Here is an 18,150-nt window from a genome sequence, read left to right as displayed (position 1 = left end):
AGGAATGATTTTAGGGCAGAGGCAAGGAGGAGCAAGTCATATGTTTTCACGAGACATCGGCATCGACCTAGGCACGGCGAACGTCCTCATTTTCGTCAAAGGCAAAGGCATCGTGCTCAATGAGCCGTCCGTCGTGGCGATCGATAAACACACGAACAAAGTGCTGGCAGTGGGCGAAGAAGCACGACGAATGGTCGGACGTACTCCTGGGAATATTGTTGCCATTCGGCCGCTCAAAGACGGCGTCATCGCGGATTTTGACATTACCGAAGCCATGCTGAAGCATTTCTTAAGCAAGCTCGACCTAAAAGGCTTTTTCGCCAAACCGCGCATTTTGATTTGTTGCCCGACGAACACAACATCCGTGGAACGGAAAGCGATCAAAGAGGCAGCGGAAAAAAGCGGCGGCAAAAAAGTGTACTTGGAGGAAGAGCCGAAAGTCGCAGCCATTGGCGCCGGAATGGACATTTTTCAGCCGTGCGGAAACATGGTCGTTGATATTGGCGGTGGCACGACTGACGTCGCGGTTCTCTCGATGGGAGACATCGTCACCGCCTCTTCCATTAAAATGGCCGGGGACAAGTTTGATATGGAGATTTTAAACTACATCAAGCGCGAATATAAGCTGCTCATTGGGGAGCGAACGGCCGAGGAAATCAAGATTAAGGTCGCAACGGTATTCCCAGGCGCACGGTCCGAAGAAATCGACGTCCGCGGCCGCGATCTCGTCACCGGACTGCCGCGCACGATCACCGTTCGATCGGAGGAGATCGAACGGGCGCTTCGCGAGCCGGTGTCGTTGATTGTACAAGCCGCCAAAAGCGTGCTCGAGCGCACCCCGCCGGAATTGTCGGCGGATATTATCGACCGCGGCGTCATTTTAACGGGTGGCGGTGCATTGCTTCATGGCATCGATTTATTGCTGTCAGAAGAGCTGAAGCTTCCGGTGTTCGTCGCGGAGAATCCGATGGACTGCGTCGCTCTTGGCACCGGGATTATGCTGGAAAACATCGATCGGGCGCCAAAATCGCAATTGATTTAAAAAGCCGTCATGCCCTTTGGCCAAGAGATGGTTCATCTGGATCAACCTTATAGAGTCAACCTTTTGCGTCATTCAGGCGCAGACCGCTTTGGAAGGACGTTTTTCTCATGGCTTGATCAAAATGGATACAACCGCCGCCGGGACAAGCGAGGCGGGCAAAAAAGGAATGGCGGGGGATGCCGCGGCTGCCCTTGCCCGCTTATAATGAAAGATGGAATGGAAAGGAGCGGAGCGGCAGGGCAACGCGCCGCCCGCTTGACCATAGGGAACACCCCATCCGCCGCTGCCCAAAGAGCGGCCGCGGCTTTTTCTGATCGATCGGACAAGCGAGGTGCTGGTCATGTTGAGAGGGTTGTACACCGCCGCGAGCGGCATGTTGGCGCAAGAGCGGCGCGTGGATTGGTTGACGAACAATTTGGCGAACGCCGAAACGCCGGGATACAAAGCCGATGCGGCCGCGATGAGAGCGTTTCCGGAACTGTTGATGAGCCGCCTCGAGGATCAACCGATCCCGACCGCCTCAAGGCGCGCCATCCCGACGCAAACCGTCATTGGGCCGCTCGTTACGGGCGTCTATATGCAAGAACTCATCCCGAACTTCCGCCAAGGGGATGTGAAAGAAACCGGCTTGGCGACCGATATCGCCCTTGTGGACGGACAAGTCCCCGTCGACCGGGCGAGCGGCCAGCGAGGCGCGCTGTTTTTTGCCGTCGCCAACGGTCAAGGGGAGGTCCGCTACACAAGAAACGGTCATTTCACCTTGAGCCCGGACGGCTACTTGACGACGCAAGAGGGCTGGTATGTGCTTGATGCCAATGGCGAGCGCATTCCGCTCTCAAGCGAGCGGTTTGCCGTCCGCGACGATGGAACGATCATCGATGAGAATGGGACGGCCACCCGTCTCGGCGTTGCATTCGCCGCCAATCCGCAAACGTTGGTCAAGGAAGGAAACGGCTTATTCCGCAGCACGACAGGGCCGTTGCCGCAGGCGCCCGGCAATGTGACGTATACGGTGAAACAGCGTTTTCTCGAGCGGTCGAACGTCGACATTGAGCGGACGATGACCGATTTGCTCGCTGCCTACCGCGCATTTGAAGCAAACCAAAAAATCGTCCAAGCGTACGACCGCAGCTTGGACAAGGCCGTCAACGAAGTCGGCCGCCTGAAATGATGAAAGGGGGACAAGCCCGTGCTCCGTTCGATGCTCACCGCCGCCAACACGATGAATGCCTTGCAACAGCGGCTCGATACGATCAGCCATAACATCGCCAACAGCAACACCGTCGGCTTTAAACGGCGCGAAGCGAGCTTTGCCGAGCTCTTGACCCAACAAATCGACCGCCTGCCGAACGACGAAGCGCCCCGGCAAACGCCAGAGGGCGTGCGCTACGGCAACGGGGCGCGTCTCGCTTCGACGATGCTCATCACCAAGCAAGGTGCGCTGGTGGAAACCGGCCGCCGCCTGGATTTTGCCTTGACGGACGAAAACCAATGGTTCCGCGTCCGTCTGGCCGATCAAAACGGTGCGGAAACGATCGGCTACACCCGCGCCGGCAACTTTTCGCTTGCGCCCATGAACGGCCAGCTTGCTTTGACGACAAGCGACGGTCTGTTTGTGCTTGATGAAAGGAACGCGCCGATTGTGCTTCCCGCCGATGCGCATGACGTACAGATGTCCCCGACTGGGACGTTGACGGCAACCAATACCGACGGCCGCGTCGTCGCCCGCGTCAATTTGGGCGTCACCATGATCCGCCGTCCGCAGCTTCTGGAAGCCCGCGGCGGCAATGTCTATGTGCTTCCCAACGTCCCAGGCGCGGCCGAAGAACTGAACGGCAACTTGCGCGGCCAAATCAGCGTCAAGCAAGGCGCGCTCGAACAAGCGAACGTCGACCTTGGCGAGGAAATGGTCGGCCTGATGGCGACAAGCCGAGCGTATCAGCTCAACGCCCGCGCCGTTTCCATCTCTGAACAAATGCTCGGGCTGATTAACGGCATGCGCTCCTCATAAGGAGGATCGCGATGAGTGACGAGAGGCATCAAGAACCTATGCGCTCGCCGTCTTCCCGGATGGCGAGGCGGAAAGGCCGAGTAAGAAAGAGCCCGCTGACTCCCGCCGAACCGGAAGCCAAAGCCCTTCTGCCGGAAGGGGAGGCGGCCGCGCCGCGCCGGTTCGTCCGCACCCGGCTCATCCCGATCTGGCTTCGGCTGATCATCGTGATCGTCTTGATGGCCGCAAGCCTCGCCGCCGGCGCGGTCGTCGGCTACAGCGCCATCGGCGATGGGAAGCCGCTCGATGTATTCCGCCCGTCCACGTGGAAGCACATCATCGATATCGTCGAGAAAGGAACGGATCGCGGCTGATGAAGCCGCCAAACGAGAGAAAGGAGTTTGTCCATGCTTGACATCCAGCAAATCCAGTCCATCATCCCGCACCGCTACCCGTTTTTGCTTGTCGACCGCATTCTGGAAATCGAAGAAGGCAAGCGCGCCGTCGGCATCAAAAACGTCAGCGCCAACGAATCATTTTTCGCCGGCCACTTCCCTGAATACCCGGTCATGCCTGGCGTGTTGATCGTCGAAGCGCTCGCCCAAGTCGGCGCCGTCGTCCTCCTGCAGAGCGAGGAAAACCAGGGCCGCCTCGCCTTCTTCGCCGGCATCGACAACTGCCGTTTTAAAAAGCAAGTCAAGCCGGGCGACCAGCTCCGCTTGGAAGTCGAAATCCTCCGCGCCCGCGGCGCCATCGGCAAAGGCAAAGGCATCGCCACCGTCGACGGCGAGCTTGTCTGCGAAACGGAGTTGATGTTCGCTCTTGGCGACAAACGAGCTGACTGAACAAAACGCGTTCCTTCGGGGAGCGCGTTTTTTTGTCGGCTGCGCTATATAGCGTGCGAATGAAAAGTTTCTTTCTGGGAAAGATAAACAAGGACCGGCCTTACATAAGGTCACCACAACCAATAGAAAGGAGCAGATAGGATGAAGAAAAAAGCGTTGCTGATCCGGCTGTTCAGCGCCCTTGTCGCCCTCTTTTTAGCGGCTGGATGCAATATGAACCGCGACAACAACAATCCTCCGCCGCCAAACAACCAAAACGATGTCAACGACCAAGACGTAAACCCGGCTGATGACATCAACCAAAACGATAACGTCGACAACGACAAAGACAATGACGGCATCCCGGACAACCGCGATACCGATTTGAACGACAACCAAAACAATCAACTCCCGCCGGGAGACGACACGAACAACGGACCGGGCGACGATGAGCGCGATACGGTTCCGGACCGCGAAGACCCGATTGAAGATCCGCGGGATGCGAATGACAAAGACAATAAAGACGAATAGCGCAAACAAAGGCTGCCTGTCGGGCGGCCTTTTCATTTGGCCAAAATTAGTACCGATTTCGGCTAGATATGTCTGTTGATATCCGCTATAATGGGGATGTCCATCGATTGTCGAAAAATGCGGACAGGAGAATCATAGGGGGGGGGACACAATGGAAGAAACAATCAGCCTGCGCGAGCTGTTCGATACATTGCGCAAACGGCTTTGGCTCATCGTCCTGATCACCGCGCTCGCCACCGTCGTGAGCGGCGTGGTCAGTTATTTTCTACTGACGCCGATTTACCAATCGTCGACGCAAATTCTCGTCAACCAGGCGAAATCCGAGCAGCAGCTCTACAACTTCAACGAAATCCAAACGAACGTGCAGCTCATTAACACGTACAGCGTCATCATTAAAAGCCCGACGATTTTGGAAAAAGTGAAAGACGAGCTCCACCTTGACCGGACGCTTGACGAACTGAACGAACAAATTCAAGTCTCAAGCGAAAAAGACTCACAAGTGTTCTCTGTCACCGTCCAAGACCCAGATCCAGCTATGGCGGCCAAGATCGCCAACAAAACGGCGGAAGTGTTCAAAAACGAAATCGTCAAAATCATGAACATCGACAACGTCACCATTCTCTCGAAAGCGGAAGTGAAAGAGCATCAAGCCCCGGTCAAGCCGAAGCCGCTTCTCAATATGGCCATCGCCTTCGTCGTCGGCCTCATGACTGGCGTCGGACTTGCCTTCCTGCTTGAGTATTTGGACAACACGATCAAAACGGAAGAAGACGTCGAAAAACATCTCGGCCTGCCGGTGCTCGGGGCGGTCAGTTTAATCACGGCGGAAGGCGGCCAAAAAGCGAGACGCGAATCCGCCATTCCACAAACAAGAGGTGAAACCATTGGCTCGTAAACCAGCAACATCGATCCGCAAAGCGGAGCGGAGACTGATCACGGTCGACAACCCAAAATCCCCCATCGCGGAGCAATACCGAACGATCCGAACGAATATCCAATTTTCATTCATTGATGCGCCGCTCCGTTCCCTAATTGTCACGTCAACCGGACCTGGCGAAGGGAAATCGACCACCGTGGCGAACTTGGCTGTCGTCTTCGCTCAACAAGGGAAAAAGACATTGCTCATTGATGCCGACTTGCGCAAACCGACCGTCCATTACACGTTCCGCTTAAACAACTACAAAGGACTGACCAACGTCTTAACGGGTTCGGCGCCGCTGTTGTCGACGTGCCAAGCGACCGAAATCGACCACTTATCAATCTTAACGTCGGGCCCGATCCCGCCGAACCCGGCCGAGCTGCTCAGCTCGAACGCGATGGCGCAATGCCTCGAACAGTTGTATGAGACGTTTGATCTTGTCATCTTCGATACCCCGCCCGTCCTCGCCGTGACGGACGCACAAATTTTAGCCAACCAATGCGACGGCACGGTGCTGGTCATCGAAAGCGGCGGCACCGAAATCGAAGCGGCCATCAAGGCAAAAGAACTGCTCGAAGCGGCCAACGCCAAACTGCTCGGCGTTGTCTTGAACAAGCGGAAGCACCGTGACGGCGGGTACTATTACTACTATCAATACAAGTAACCACAAACGGCTTCCCGACCGCGGGAAGCCGTTCTGATAGAGAAAAGGGGAGAGAACCGTTGAGAAACTTCGTCTTCATCCTTTTGCTCACCGCCGCTTGCCTTGCCTTTCTGATCACCGGTCACTTGTACTGGGAGCGAAAAATCGAAGCCACGGTGCAAGCGGCGCGGGCGAAAGTCGAAACATCCGCCAAGCAGGAAACAGAGACGAGCCAAACGGAAGTGATCCTCGCCCGCGCCAAGCAGCTGCCAGCGGCCGCGCAAGCTGCCATCAAGCGGGCGGTGGAGGAACACCGTCCGGTCCACCTTGTTATCGCTGGCTCCGAATCAACGCCAGAAAACGGCGGCTGGCCTGAGCGGCTGAAACAAGCGCTCGATGACGCCTATGGGAAAGGCGTGTTTCACATCACCGTCCACGAATACGACGGCTTGACCACCGCCGACGCCGACCGACAGCGCATCGCCGCCGACTGGGTCAAGGACAAGCCGGATCTTGTCCTGCTTGAACCGTTTTTGTTAAACGACAACGGTGTCGTGACGATCGACGACACTCTTGCCCATATCAAATCGATCATCGACGAGCTCAAATCGGCGGCCCCGAATGCGGTCGTGATCTTGCAGCCGCCGAACCCGATTTACAACGCGACCTACTACCCGCGCCAAGTCGAGCAGCTTGAAGCGTTCGCGAAAGAGAACGGCTATCCTTACCTCAACCATTGGCACGCCTGGCCTGACGATCAAAGCGAAGAGCTGAACCGCTACGTCGACCCGCAAACCGACTTGCCGACCGAGGAAGGAGCCGCGCTTTGGGCCGATGCGCTCGCCAAGCGCTTCATCGCCCAATGAAAACGCGCACCTCTTAAGGTGCGCGTCGCATTTACTTCGCCGCCGTCGCTTTCAGCTCCAGATGCTCTTTCAACTCATTCGAAATCGCCAGCCGTTCGCTCTCCGGCACGATCAAGTAATAAATGCCATTGATTTTCGTCCCTTGTCCCGTAATATGCAGCTGCTTAATTTGCTTGCGGGCGTCTTTGTAATTCGCTTGAATCTCTTTCATTTCCTCAAACGTCAAGTTCGTTTTCACGTTTTTCCCGATCGCTGCGAGCACATCGCTGTAATTCGTGAGCGACGAGAAGCTGGCGCCTTTCTCAATAATCGCTTGAATGATCTGCTTTTGCCGGTCCTGGCGCCCGAAATCGCCGCGCGGGTCCTCTTTCCGCATGCGGGAGTATTTCAGCGCTTCGTCCCCGTTTAACGTAATCTCGCCTTTCGGGAAGTGCGTTCCTTCATACGTAAAAGCGAACGGGTTGTTCACCGTCACTCCGCCGACCGCATCGACGATGTCGCGGAAGCTTTCCATGTTGACCTTAATGTAGTAGTCAATGGGAATATCTAAAAAGTGTTCCACCGTCGCCATCGTCATCTCCACTCCGCCAAAGGCGTACGAGTGGTTGATTTTATCTTTCGTCCCTTTTCCGATAATCTCCGTTCTCGTATCGCGCGGCACGCTCACCATGTCAATCGACTGCTTGTTCGGATTCACCGTCATCACAATCAGCGTATCCGCGCGCCCGCGATCCCCTTTGCGTTCATCAACGCCGATCAACAAAATGGAAATCGGCGTCTTCCGTTCAAACGAAACGTTTTCTTTCCGCTTCTCCGACTTCCAGTTGACGTTCTCGTGCATTTGGTTCGCCGTCTGTTTCACATGATGATAAATGGAATAGGCGAATATTCCTGCTCCAGCGAATAACACGACGAGCAATCCCGTCACCCAGCGGAGCCATGTTTTCTTCTTTTTTCGACGTTCTGCTCTCATGGGCACTCTTCCTTTTCCATTCAGAAATTTTCGTGCATACCATTTCGATTATAGACCGTTTTCGAAAAGAAGACAACTGACAGCCGCATTGGCGGGCGTTCCAGCTTGCCCCCTAATCAGTGGAATTTGCCTTCCATTTCGACAATGTTCGACAAACCTCACCCATTGATAGCCTGTTTTTCCTATGTTACCATAATAGGTGTTTAGTAGAGCGAAAAAAGGAGGAGTGGACGATGATCGACATTCATAGCCATATTTTGCCTGGCGTTGACGACGGAGCGGCGGCGATGGAGAACGCCATCGCCATGGCGCAAGCCGCAGCCAAGGAGGGGATTACAACGATCATCGCCACTCCCCATCATCAAAATGGAACGCATGACAACCCAAGACCAGCCGTCCTTTCCTTGGCGGCGGAACTAAATGACGAATTGAAACGGCGCGGCATCGCCTTGAACGTGCTTCCAGGCCAAGAAGTGCGCATCCACGGCGACTTGCTTGACGGCCTTGCCCGAGGCGAGGTGATGACGCTTGCCGATACATCATACATGTTGATCGAATTTCCGCCCGATCATGTGCCGAAGTATGCGGAGCAACTCCTCTTTGATGCCCAAGTGAAAGGGTTTATCCCGATCATCGCCCATCCGGAGCGAAACGCCGAGATCATCGAAACCCCCGAGCGGCTTTACCAGCTCGTCAAACGCGGCGCCTTGGCCCAGCTGACGGCATCAAGCATTACGGGCCATTTCGGCAAGAAAATCAAAACGTTCTCGTTTCAGCTGATCGAAGCGAACTTGGCCCATTTCATCGCCTCGGACGCCCACAACACGAAAACGCGGCCGTTTCGCCTCCGCGAGGCGTACGAGGTGATCCGGAAAGAATACGGGACAGACATGGTGTACTACTTCCAAGAGAACGCCGAGCTGCTCGTTCGCGGCCAAGCCGTGTTCCGCGACGAACCACAGCGGGTGAAAAAGAAAAAGTTCCTTGGCCTCTTTTAGAAATAGTTGGCAGTATGATATAAAATAATTTAGAAATACTTCTTTTCTTTTGCCCGTTCGTTGTCGAAACATGGCTTGTTTCTTGTAGAACGATTCAGAATGATGTCGACCGACATCCAATAGCGGCGGCTCTTTCTTTAAGACAGTTTGGCTCGCGCAGCAAGAGATTCATAGCGGCGGCTTCTTTGTCTTAAAGACAGGCCGTTTTCTTCGTTGATGCCGTTTCGTTCGGTGATGTCTCCTTACCGTTATCAATGGAGGCACTCGGCCATGCCGTGGGTGGGGACGATGACGGTCCTGGCACCTTAGACGCCCGTCGTCGAGGGTGTGGCGTGAGGGCGGGTTAGATGCCCGATCTAACTTATTTTGTTTCTATGTGCTTCACTGGCCATGCTATAATCAGAGCAAGGAGGTGAAGCCATGAGCCAAGAGCTGAAAGAATTGCTTCGTTCCGTCTTGCAAGAAGAACTGAAACCAGTCCACGACAGGCTTGAGCGGTTGGAAGGCACAGTCGGACACATTCGCCAAGACGTATCCCAGCTTCAGAAGGAAGTCACCCAACTGCAAGAAGGTCAACGGACATTAGAAACCACGGTTTCCCAAATTCAAAAGGATGTTGCCCAGCTCCAAGAAGGGCAGAAGGCGTTGCAGCGTGATGTCGCCCAACTGCAAGAAGGTCAACGAACATTGGAAACGACGGTTTCCCAAATCCAAAAAGACATCACTCAGCTGCAACAAGGCCAACAAAAATTAGAAAACGAGATGGCCGGCATGAAGCAGACGCAAGAACGAATCCTCGAAGAGCTGCGCGTTTCCAAACACAATCAAGCACTCATTTTAAACGATGTCACCAGCATAAGAAAATCCGTCGATGTCACCGTCTCGTACTTGCAGCGCCGATCCGATGTGATGTTCGACAAACTGATCGATCATGAAAAAGAGATTTTAAATCTGAAATCAAAAATGCCAAACTAAGTCCCAAAAAGGGGCTGTTTTTTATGCCCATATGCATCGGCGCATCGGCGCAGCCAGCGTTGCACCGATGCGCGGGGGCATATGGGCCAAAATACATAGGGGGTTCCATCAATTGAAAAAAGTGCGCAAAGCGATGGTCTCGGCGGCGAAATCCAGCTCACCGACGCCATCCAAAAGCTGAACGAAATCCAGCGCGTCTTCGCCTATGAATTCGAAGGCAAGCGCTACGACGTTGGAGAAAAGATCGGGTTTATTAAGACAACGATTGAGTTTGCGTTGCAGCACGAAGATTTAAAAGAGGAACTACTTTCGTTTATGGAGAACATTGTGGCGGAAGCGAAAAACCATACGAAAGCTTGAAAAAGAGACGATATGTCTCTTTTTTTTAGTTTCTAAATATGAAGGGAGACGCAGGGCGTTGGCATATCGAAAACGATTAACGTTTTTAATGATATTGGACTCATTGATCGTGTTAACGGCGATTTATGTCAGCTTGTTTACGCTTCATCCAGGAATACAAATATGGAAGTATGAATCGGTTCTGTTATCGGCGCTGACGTTGCTTATGAGCCATCATATTTTTGCCTTTCTATACCGCCTGTATCATAAAGCATGGGAGTACGCAAGCATCAGCGAATTAACGGCGATTATTAAGGCGGTCACGTTTTCGATTATCACAACAGCGATCGTGCAATTTTCCGCCTTTCAAGATATTTATGTCCGTGCGTTGATGATTACATGGATGATCCATATTATTCTCATCGGTGGATCGCGGTTTGTCTGGAGAGTGTTCCGCGACCGCTACATAAAACCAAACGCGAATAAACGGCGGACGCTGATTATCGGTGCGGGAGCCGCGGGAACGATGGTGGCGCGGCAGTTAGTAAACAATCCAGAAGCGGAACTAAAGCCAATTGCGTTTATTGATGATGATCCCAATAAACAAAAATTACAGTTTTTTAACATTCCTGTGATCGGAACGACAAAAGACATTGAAGATGTTGTTCGAGCGTTACGCATTGAGCACATTATTATCGCGATTCCATCGTTAACGAAAAAACAGCTGAACCGGATTTTTGAACAGTGCGCGAAAACAAACGCGAAAACACAAATCGTCCCAAAACTTGAAGATATCGTGACAGGGAAAGTGTCTGTCAGCCAATTCCGTGATGTGCAAGTGGAAGACTTGCTCGGCCGCGAACCGGTCGAACTCGATATCGAAAGCATTTCCAGCTACATCGAAAACAAAGTCATTTTAGTCACCGGAGCTGGCGGTTCGATCGGCTCAGAAATCTGCCGGCAAGTATGCCAGTTTCGTCCGAAAAAAATCATCCTGCTTGGACACGGCGAAAACAGCATTTATCAAATCGACATGGAACTGCGCAATCACTATAAAGACCAAATCGACATTGTCCCAGTCATTGGCGACATTCAAGACCGCGAGCGCATGTTTGAAGTAATGGGAGAACATAAGCCGGATGTCGTCTACCACGCGGCGGCGCATAAACACGTTCCGTTAATGGAATACAACCCGAAAGAAGCGGTCAAAAACAACATTTTCGGCACAAAAAACGTCGCCGAAGCGGCCGCTACATTTGGTGTCCAAACCTTTGTATTAATTTCGACGGACAAAGCCGTCAATCCAACCAATGTGATGGGAGCGACAAAACGCTTTGCCGAAATGATTATTCAACAATTGGACAAGCAGAGCAAGACAAAATTTGTCGCCGTCCGCTTCGGAAACGTCTTGGGAAGCCGCGGCAGCGTCATTCCGCTATTTAAAAAGCAAATCCAAGCCGGCGGTCCCGTTACCGTCACCCATCCGGATATGACGCGCTATTTTATGACGATTCCGGAAGCATCCCAGCTCGTCATCCAAGCCGGCGCGCTTGCTAAAGGCGGCGAGATTTTTGTCTTAGACATGGGTGAACCAGTCAAAATCGTTGATCTCGCGAAAAACTTAATCAAACTGTCCGGATACACCGTCGAAGAAATCGGCATTGAATTTACCGGCATCCGTCCAGGTGAAAAGCTGTTTGAAGAGCTGCTTAATGAAAACGAAGTCCATCCAGAGCAGGTGTTTCCGAAAATATTTATCGGAAAAGCAACAATGGTGGACGAAAAAATCCTTCACGACTTTATGGAACAATTTGAGTCGATGGATAAGGAAGAGGTTAGGGAAAGATTGTTGGGGATTGCTAATAACCAAATTAAATCAGTTGTTTCTTTAAAGACTTCTGCAAATTAATAGATTTTTACAGATTTATTTAAATCAGACTAAATTGGGTGGTGTTGCACAACTGAGAGTAAAAGCTCAAAGTTATGCATAAAGATGATGTAGCATAACACATGCGGTAAATATCGATGAAATCCATACCATCTCGGCTGTTCCAATCCGTCACTCTTTAACTCATTAAATACTCGTTCAATCTCACGATGAAGTCCAAAGAGCCATTGGCCAAACCTCATTTTCAAAAGACAACAACCATAGGCGTCTTTCCGTTGCTCGCTATTGTGGCGGTTGATAGGAAAAATCAATAGGATTTCTGACTGCTCTACTGTTTGACGAACCTTTTCGCTGTCATATGCAGATTCGTTGTGGTCAACACATGAGATAAAATGATTTCCTCGGCAGTGGTGCAGAGATGGAGCTTATATCCTTTAAATAAACCAGTGATACCTATTGGATACTCCTCACTTTGCTTGCGAATCGTAAAGACTACTTCAAAGGGCCGTGCTGTCGATCAGCACGATTTGCGGATACCGTACTTCTGGATCTTTGGGCAGCTGTGCATGAAAAACAGGAATCCCTGTTCCCGGAACCACTTCGCCGCACGGGAAACGTAGAAAGATGAGGGACTTCCTGAAGCCCATAAGCCCGTTGAAAGCAGCGAAAACGCCGCAGAATGCGTACTAATTTTCGCAAGGAATATCACAATGGAAAAATACGTTTTCAAAAAGCATTTCAACAACAATTTTGTCGACGTCGGCGGTTTTCCTGTTACATACGGTGTTTCCAGTAATGGCGAAAATATTTTTATAAGAATTTAGGGTGTGAAATTATGTCTGTCCAAGTGTTAATCTCAACTATGAATGAGTCAGATCCTATTAAATTACTTGAGAAGATGAATATATCTTCTGATGCAGTAATAGTGAATCAATGTGGATATGAAAAAGAAGAAATTTTTTATATAAAAAATCATAAAATAACTTATTTGTGTTGTAATGAAACAGGATTAAGTAGGAGTCGTAATAAGGCGATTTCTTATTCAAATGATAATGATATTGCTTTATTAGCTGATGATGATTTAGTTTACGTTGATAATTATAGTGAATTGATTAAAAAAGCATTTGATGAGAATCCGGATTATGACATTATTAGGTTTAAAGTCGAGGGAATTAATAAAGAATTCAAATCTTATGGAAAAAAAAGCAAGAGATTGGGGTATCTTACTTCTCTAAAAACTTCATCTGTTGAAATTGCTTTCAGACCTCAAAAGATAAAAAATGCAAATATTAAGTTCAATGAGCAATTTGGTGCAGGTTCCGTTTATAGAATGGGAGAAGAAAATATTTTTTTATTTGAATGTCTGCGCAAAGGATTAAAGATTAAATACGTACCTATAAAAATTGCAGATTTGTATATTGGTGAATCATCTTGGTTTAATGGATTCAATAGTAAATATTTTTTTGATAGAGGAGCTGTATTTGGTGCATTGTCGAATAGATGGGCACTAATACTTATATTTCAGTTTGCACTAAGACATTATAAGAAATATAAGTCTGAAATGACTTTACTAAATGCAATAAAAGAGATGATAAGAGGATATAAAGATTACAGAAGAAACTTAGGGGAGAAATAGAATGAAATTACTATTAGTAGGAGATTTAATTGGTAATACTGGTCCAGCTAATGTTAATAAAGCATTAAAAAAATATCTGCCTACGGATACAATCTTTTTAGAAAAGAAAACAAAAACTAGTAGAGTTATAGAGCTTTTTATTAAAATGAGAAAGGTAGATGCTGTCATCTTCTCTGGGATGTCCAAAATAAATATAATTGGATTTAAATTGGCAAAGTTACTAGATGTTAAATCTGTTTATTTAATGCATGGTTGTCGTAGTATAGAAGGTAAAATAAACCAGAACTATAATCAAAGGGATGTTAATGCCGAAAATGAAGTTTTGGAGCTAGCTCCCAGAATTATATGTGTTTCTGAATTTTTTATGAACTGGATGAAAAAAAATTATCCTCAATATAAAGAAAAAATTACCTATGTAAATAATGGGATAGATTGGGATGGAATGGTTAGTGAAAAAGTTCCTGTAGAAAGAGACTCGAAAACTTTGCTGGCAGTTGGAGGAGGCATGCCCCAAAAAAACATCTTGTCAATTTGTAGGGCTATTGATTTGATAAATAGGAAGGATAAAATGAACTTAAAGCTTATTGTTATTGGTAAAGGGGGCAAAGATATCGAAGAAATTATCTCTTATCCTTTCGTTAATTATGTTGGAGAGGTAAAATATGAGGAGATGTCAGCTTACTATCAGAAATCAAGGATATTTGTGCAAAACAGCATTTTTGAAACTTTTGGACTTGCTCCTATTGAAGCTTTAGTTAATGGTTGTGATTTGCTCATATCTCAAGGAACGGGAGCCAAATCAATAATTTCAGGTTTGGAGGAAAATGATATTATTTATAATCCTTTTGATATTGAAGAGATATCGAGCAAGATTAAAATCCTACTCACCAAAAGTAATAATGAAAGATTACTCAAAAGCATAAATAAGGAAGAAACATCCATCGAATTTGCCGTTAGCCGAATAATTGATATATTAAGAGGTTAGTGTGGTAATAAATTATGAACATAGAAAAAAAGTACCGAAAAATAGATATTATTAGTTCAGGGTATGTAAGTCTGTTTTTTTTGATATTTTTACTTAGTTGGTACAATTTTGGTTTATTTAACTTTTTTAGTAATGTTGGTTTAATTCTTTTTTTATCAAATATTTTTCTTTTGATTTGTTTTTTGCCTTCGATCCTTTCAAAAAGGATAAACTTATCTCTTTTTACTTTAATACTACTAATAATGGTGTTAATAAATTCAATTTTTTCTAACTCAGGTTTAGGTAGCATCATTTTAATATTTAACATAGCAATAATGTTAATAATTTTTGAATTTTTTAATTTAAGTAGAAAGCAAATTAAATTACTTTCTATTATAATGTTTATTTATTTTTTGTTCTATTGTTTTTTGAAGAACGAATCTTTCAATCCAAATAGTATAGGATATATCATTTTAGTAACGTATATCTACTCTAATTTCTACTTAAGTACTTTAAAACTGAAATTTNAATTACTTTCTATTATAATGTTTATTTATTTTTTGTTCTATTGTTTTTTGAAGAACGAATCTTTCAATCCAAATAGTATAGGATATATCATTTTAGTAACGTATATCTACTCTAATTTCTACTTAAGTACTTTAAAACTGAAATTTATTATTATTCCTGTAACAACATATTTTGCTCTTAATGCAATTTATTATACTGAAAGTCGAGGAGCATTTTTTGGGTTAGTGGTTTTTGTATTATTATCTTTTCTAATACCATCAAGGGTATGGAGTAGAAAGGTTATAATATTATTATTAAATGCTTTATTCACTGTTGGTTCTATAATATTTGTTTATTTATATATTTATATGTGGCAAAATCGAATTATTTTTGAATTTAGCCTTTCGAAAAAGCCTTTTTTTACTGGAAGAGAAGCGATTTGGGCAGAATTATTTTATATGTTTAAACAGCATCCTTTAGTAGGTATTGGTTCTAATTATAATATAGTTTCATACGGGATATTGAATGTTCATAATTCAATGTTTAGTATTTTGGTTATTTATGGAATACCAGTGTTTTTACTAATTACTATTCTAATTTGGGAGAGATTAATAAAATTATCAAATGCAATTGTGAATCAAAGTTTTGTTAAGATAGCCGTTTCTGGTTTTTATAGTTTATTACTAGTTGGTTTTTTTGAGACAACTTTATTATGGCCAGCTACTGTATTTCCTACATTATTTTTAATTGCCATAGCTTATTCGAGTCGTAGTTTCTATATAGACTCTCATGACGAAAAAATTTCGTCACCATCGGAAGGATGAAAACAACATCCATCCGAAATATTGCCTTATAGCAGAGGTCATGAGGCCGTTGATCTTAGTGGTATGTAAAAATTCGATGTATAGACAGATTCCAGTAGCTTAATGCACCATGGAATGTCGCTCCCTTTAGGGAAGCACGCAGAATAGAATGTCTGGAAAAAGCTGCTGCACCAGTTGCTCCGCCTCCACCAAAAAGGAACAAAAAGCTGAGGATTTGTTTAGTGGAGTGCGTCCGCGCGGCTGCCCGTCAAAAGAGTATAGGCCAAGTACCATCGAATAGCCGCCCAGATGAGGTAATCGAGCCAGTGTAGCTCCCAAGTTCGACAGTTTAAGGCTCACTTTAGGCAAATGAAAATTTGAGAAATCCTGTTTCCATAGGTATATGATTTATTGCCCTTTTAAAAAAGGGTTTTTGTTTATAAGTAACTACTCACCTTCCTAATAGAGTTTCCTTGGAGTCGCTGCAGCCTGTGCAGGAAGTGATCCGATGGACAAGAACGTGATCGGGATTCTCGACCGGTTTCAAGGTGTGATCGCGATGTCCCGACTGCCTTCTGGGACGGCGCCCCGACTTTACCCGTGAGGACAAAGGGAGGGTGCCAGATTCGAGGAAGGAGGTCGATGGCTATTGGTGCTGTTTTTTTCGTGCGCGCTTCCAGCTGTTCGACACGAGTTTGGAGCCTCTCCATTTGGCGATAAAGTTCCGTTACCAGTTGAACGACAGCCTCAGGACCTTGGTGATACACGGCTAAAATCTGTTTCAGGTTCACCCCATTCACCTCCCGTTTCTAAAATGACCACTGTCTTCATTTTGGCGGAAGACGGGAAGGTTTAAACAGGGGTATGAGCAAATTTATAGCAATAAGCTAAGTAAGTTACTTTCAATTTAGTGAATCAAGTTAGGAGTTTTTAGAGATGGATAAAATAAATTTAACAATATTTACCCCAACATATAATCGTGGTTATATATTGAAAAATTGTTATGAAAGCCTCTGTCGTCAAATAAACAAGAATTTTATTTGGTTAATTGTTGATGATGGTTCAACTGATAATACTGAAGAATTGGTAAATACATGGATAAAAGAAAATAGAATAAAAATAGTTTATATCAAACAAAAGAATGCAGGCAAACATGTTGCACACAATACAGGGGTTTTAAATTGTAATACAGAAATGTTCGTTTGCGTTGATTCTGATGATTACCTCACTGATGATGCTGTTAAGGTTATATATGATAACTGGGGATATATAAAACTTAATAACTCTTTAGCAGGGATGATAGCTTTAAGAGGTCATAATCACCAAGAAGCTCTTGGAACAAGAATGCCAAAAGGAATAAATAAGTGTAAAATATCTGATTTGTATCAAAAATATGGTTTTAAAGGTGATACCATGATGGTTTTTAAAACAGATATATTAAAAAGGAATTTGTTTCCGGTATTCGAGGGTGAGAAATTTGTAACTGAGGCAGTTATATATGACAAAATTGACCAAAATTATGAGATGATGCTTCTGGATAAAATATTATATATATGTGAGTATTTAGAGGATGGATATTCAAGGAATATACAAGAAGTACACAGAAAAAATCCAATTGGGTATATATATTTTCTTACGCAAAGGATAGAATTTGCCAAGAATCGGTCAGAACGTTATCGAGCAGTAGCTAATTATTTAGCTGGATGTTGGAGTGTGAAATACAAACATCCTATAAAAAACTCAAATTACAAAATGTTATGTATTTTGGCTTTTCCAAAGGCGATTTATATATATATTAAGCGATCAATAAAAATTTTCTTTATGAAATTGAAGTTTTGGTTTGATTAGTATAAAAAGAATGGGGAAGTTGATCCGAACTCTAGCTAAACTAGGAAGGTCCAGTGTCCAATGTATTTTGCAAAGATCAAATACATATTGACGAGCAATTATTTGGTTATAGACGACATTCGCTGGTGCTTTGACGAAGTGCTTTCAATGTCTAGGGTGTGCAGTATGATGTAAAGATCGAGTTTTTAAGATTCATCTATATTTTAGGAGAGGTACTGTTGTTATGAGGAAACCATCTAATATTGTGTATCGACAGGCGTGTTGATTATCCAATAAAATCCAAAGGGTATAGAAAAAAGAGCACCTTTCCTGTAGAATGTGAGTAGCGACACAAACAAACCCAGGAGGTGCTCTCTATGAACAAGCATACCACACTCCCGAATTTGATGCAAAAACTTGTTTCG

Annotated in this window: 17 protein-coding genes and 2 pseudogenes; 17 read left to right on the top strand and 2 right to left on the bottom strand. The window is 46.3% G+C overall.

The genetic code is table 11. The features are described from left to right. Positions 1–40: 40 nt before the first annotated feature. The 9 genes from T260_RS137695 (at position 41) to T260_RS137735 (ending at position 6,815) form a co-directional block, all read left to right on the top strand. A complete protein-coding gene (locus T260_RS137695; RefSeq protein WP_011232800.1) occupies positions 41–1,042 on the top strand; it encodes a rod shape-determining protein in 1,002 nt (333 codons plus the stop codon). Positions 1,043–1,382: 340 nt separating this feature from the next. Beyond that, positions 1,383–2,213, top strand: a complete 831-nt coding sequence (locus T260_RS137700; RefSeq protein WP_011232799.1) for a flagellar hook-basal body protein — start codon at positions 1,383–1,385, stop codon at positions 2,211–2,213. A gap of 18 nt (positions 2,214–2,231) precedes the next feature. Beyond that, the gene (locus T260_RS137705) at positions 2,232–3,053 is read left to right on the top strand and encodes a flagellar hook-basal body protein (RefSeq protein WP_023633278.1); all 822 of its coding nucleotides are present in this window, start codon (positions 2,232–2,234) and stop codon (positions 3,051–3,053) included. An 11-nt stretch (positions 3,054–3,064) separates the two neighbouring features. Continuing rightward, entirely contained in the window at positions 3,065–3,406 is a 342-nt protein-coding gene (locus tag T260_RS137710; protein ID WP_023633277.1) for a DNA-directed RNA polymerase subunit beta, read from the top strand. A 33-nt stretch (positions 3,407–3,439) separates the two neighbouring features. After that, positions 3,440–3,877 (top strand): 3-hydroxyacyl-ACP dehydratase FabZ, encoded by a 438-nt coding sequence (gene fabZ, locus T260_RS137715; protein ID WP_023633276.1) that lies wholly within the window; start codon positions 3,440–3,442, stop codon positions 3,875–3,877. 141 nt (positions 3,878–4,018) lie between these two features. Next, entirely contained in the window at positions 4,019–4,387 is a 369-nt protein-coding gene (locus T260_RS137720) for a hypothetical protein (RefSeq protein WP_011232795.1), read from the top strand. Between the two features lie 151 nt (positions 4,388–4,538). After that, positions 4,539–5,282 carry a YveK family protein gene (locus tag T260_RS137725; RefSeq protein ID WP_011232794.1) on the top strand — a complete coding sequence of 248 codons (744 nt, stop codon included), beginning with the start codon at positions 4,539–4,541 and terminating at the stop codon, positions 5,280–5,282. After that, entirely contained in the window at positions 5,272–5,970 is a 699-nt protein-coding gene (locus tag T260_RS137730; protein ID WP_031212049.1) for a CpsD/CapB family tyrosine-protein kinase, read from the top strand. The genes T260_RS137725 and T260_RS137730 overlap by 11 nt, the downstream gene beginning before the upstream one ends. Positions 5,971–6,029: 59 nt before the next feature. Continuing rightward, positions 6,030–6,815, top strand: coding sequence for an SGNH/GDSL hydrolase family protein (locus T260_RS137735; protein ID WP_023633274.1), 786 nt, complete (start codon positions 6,030–6,032; stop codon positions 6,813–6,815). Between the two features lie 31 nt (positions 6,816–6,846). Here the strand turns inward: T260_RS137735 and tagU are convergent, their stop codons facing one another. Beyond that, positions 6,847–7,788 carry a polyisoprenyl-teichoic acid--peptidoglycan teichoic acid transferase TagU gene (gene tagU, locus T260_RS137740; protein ID WP_014196932.1) on the bottom strand — a complete coding sequence of 314 codons (942 nt, stop codon included), beginning with the start codon at positions 7,786–7,788 and terminating at the stop codon, positions 6,847–6,849. Positions 7,789–8,021: 233 nt separating this feature from the next. On the opposite strand from tagU, the gene T260_RS137745 reads away from it, so the two are divergent. The 4 genes and pseudogenes from T260_RS137745 to T260_RS137755 all read left to right on the top strand — a co-directional run bounded on the left by T260_RS137745 (position 8,022) and on the right by T260_RS137755 (position 12,009). Further along, positions 8,022–8,786 (top strand): tyrosine-protein phosphatase, encoded by a 765-nt coding sequence (locus tag T260_RS137745; protein ID WP_014196930.1) that lies wholly within the window; start codon positions 8,022–8,024, stop codon positions 8,784–8,786. A 420-nt stretch (positions 8,787–9,206) separates the two neighbouring features. After that, positions 9,207–9,761 carry a hypothetical protein gene (locus T260_RS137750; RefSeq protein WP_014196929.1) on the top strand — a complete coding sequence of 185 codons (555 nt, stop codon included), beginning with the start codon at positions 9,207–9,209 and terminating at the stop codon, positions 9,759–9,761. Between the two features lie 126 nt (positions 9,762–9,887). Then, positions 9,888–10,121, top strand: a pseudogene (locus T260_RS1000000140095) (UTP--glucose-1-phosphate uridylyltransferase); the annotation flags it as partial. A 58-nt stretch (positions 10,122–10,179) separates the two neighbouring features. Continuing rightward, positions 10,180–12,009 carry a polysaccharide biosynthesis protein gene (locus T260_RS137755; protein ID WP_023633272.1) on the top strand — a complete coding sequence of 610 codons (1,830 nt, stop codon included), beginning with the start codon at positions 10,180–10,182 and terminating at the stop codon, positions 12,007–12,009. Positions 12,010–12,038: 29 nt separating this feature from the next. Here T260_RS137755 and T260_RS1000000140605 read toward each other — a convergent pair. After that, positions 12,039–12,784: pseudogene (locus tag T260_RS1000000140605) on the bottom strand (ISNCY family transposase); the annotation flags it as partial. A gap of 39 nt (positions 12,785–12,823) precedes the next feature. Between T260_RS1000000140605 and T260_RS137760 the strand changes: the two are divergent. The 4 genes from T260_RS137760 (at position 12,824) to T260_RS137770 (ending at position 17,746) form a co-directional block, all read left to right on the top strand. Next, positions 12,824–13,624: a glycosyltransferase gene (locus tag T260_RS137760; protein ID WP_023633270.1), complete on the top strand. Its 801-nt coding sequence runs from the start codon at positions 12,824–12,826 to the stop codon at positions 13,622–13,624. Position 13,625: 1 nt separating this feature from the next. Then, positions 13,626–14,609, top strand: a complete 984-nt coding sequence (locus tag T260_RS137765; protein WP_023633269.1) for a glycosyltransferase family 4 protein — start codon at positions 13,626–13,628, stop codon at positions 14,607–14,609. 14 nt (positions 14,610–14,623) lie between these two features. Continuing rightward, positions 14,624–15,919 (top strand): O-antigen ligase family protein, encoded by a 1,296-nt coding sequence (locus T260_RS1000000140600; RefSeq protein WP_023633268.1) that lies wholly within the window; start codon positions 14,624–14,626, stop codon positions 15,917–15,919. Positions 15,920–16,834: 915 nt separating this feature from the next. Then, complete coding sequence (locus T260_RS137770; RefSeq protein ID WP_023633267.1) at positions 16,835–17,746, top strand: glycosyltransferase family A protein; 912 nt, start codon at positions 16,835–16,837, stop codon at positions 17,744–17,746. Positions 17,747–18,150: the final 404 nt, after the last annotated feature.

This window comes from Geobacillus thermopakistaniensis, assembly GCF_000498995.1.
GTDB lineage: Bacteria > Bacillota > Bacilli > Bacillales > Anoxybacillaceae > Geobacillus > Geobacillus thermoleovorans.
This window is presented reverse-complemented; position numbering and strand designations above follow the sequence as displayed.

Bases quoted from the DNA above. Each gene is read 5' to 3' on its own strand.
- tagU (WP_014196932.1), bottom strand. From the start codon at position 7,788: ATGAGAGCAGAACGTCGAAAAAAGAAGAAAACATGGCTCCGCTGGGTG.
- T260_RS137710 (WP_023633277.1), top strand. From the start codon at position 3,065: ATGAGTGACGAGAGGCATCAAGAACCTATGCGCTCGCCGTCTTCCCGG.
- T260_RS137695 (WP_011232800.1), top strand. From the start codon at position 41: ATGTTTTCACGAGACATCGGCATCGACCTAGGCACGGCGAACGTCCTC.
- fabZ (WP_023633276.1), top strand. From the start codon at position 3,440: ATGCTTGACATCCAGCAAATCCAGTCCATCATCCCGCACCGCTACCCG.
- T260_RS137765 (WP_023633269.1), top strand. From the start codon at position 13,626: ATGAAATTACTATTAGTAGGAGATTTAATTGGTAATACTGGTCCAGCT.
- T260_RS137745 (WP_014196930.1), top strand. From the start codon at position 8,022: ATGATCGACATTCATAGCCATATTTTGCCTGGCGTTGACGACGGAGCG.
- T260_RS137725 (WP_011232794.1), top strand. From the start codon at position 4,539: ATGGAAGAAACAATCAGCCTGCGCGAGCTGTTCGATACATTGCGCAAA.
- T260_RS137760 (WP_023633270.1), top strand. From the start codon at position 12,824: ATGTCTGTCCAAGTGTTAATCTCAACTATGAATGAGTCAGATCCTATT.
- T260_RS137750 (WP_014196929.1), top strand. From the start codon at position 9,207: ATGAGCCAAGAGCTGAAAGAATTGCTTCGTTCCGTCTTGCAAGAAGAA.
- T260_RS137770 (WP_023633267.1), top strand. From the start codon at position 16,835: ATGGATAAAATAAATTTAACAATATTTACCCCAACATATAATCGTGGT.
- T260_RS137720 (WP_011232795.1), top strand. From the start codon at position 4,019: ATGAAGAAAAAAGCGTTGCTGATCCGGCTGTTCAGCGCCCTTGTCGCC.
- T260_RS137700 (WP_011232799.1), top strand. From the start codon at position 1,383: ATGTTGAGAGGGTTGTACACCGCCGCGAGCGGCATGTTGGCGCAAGAG.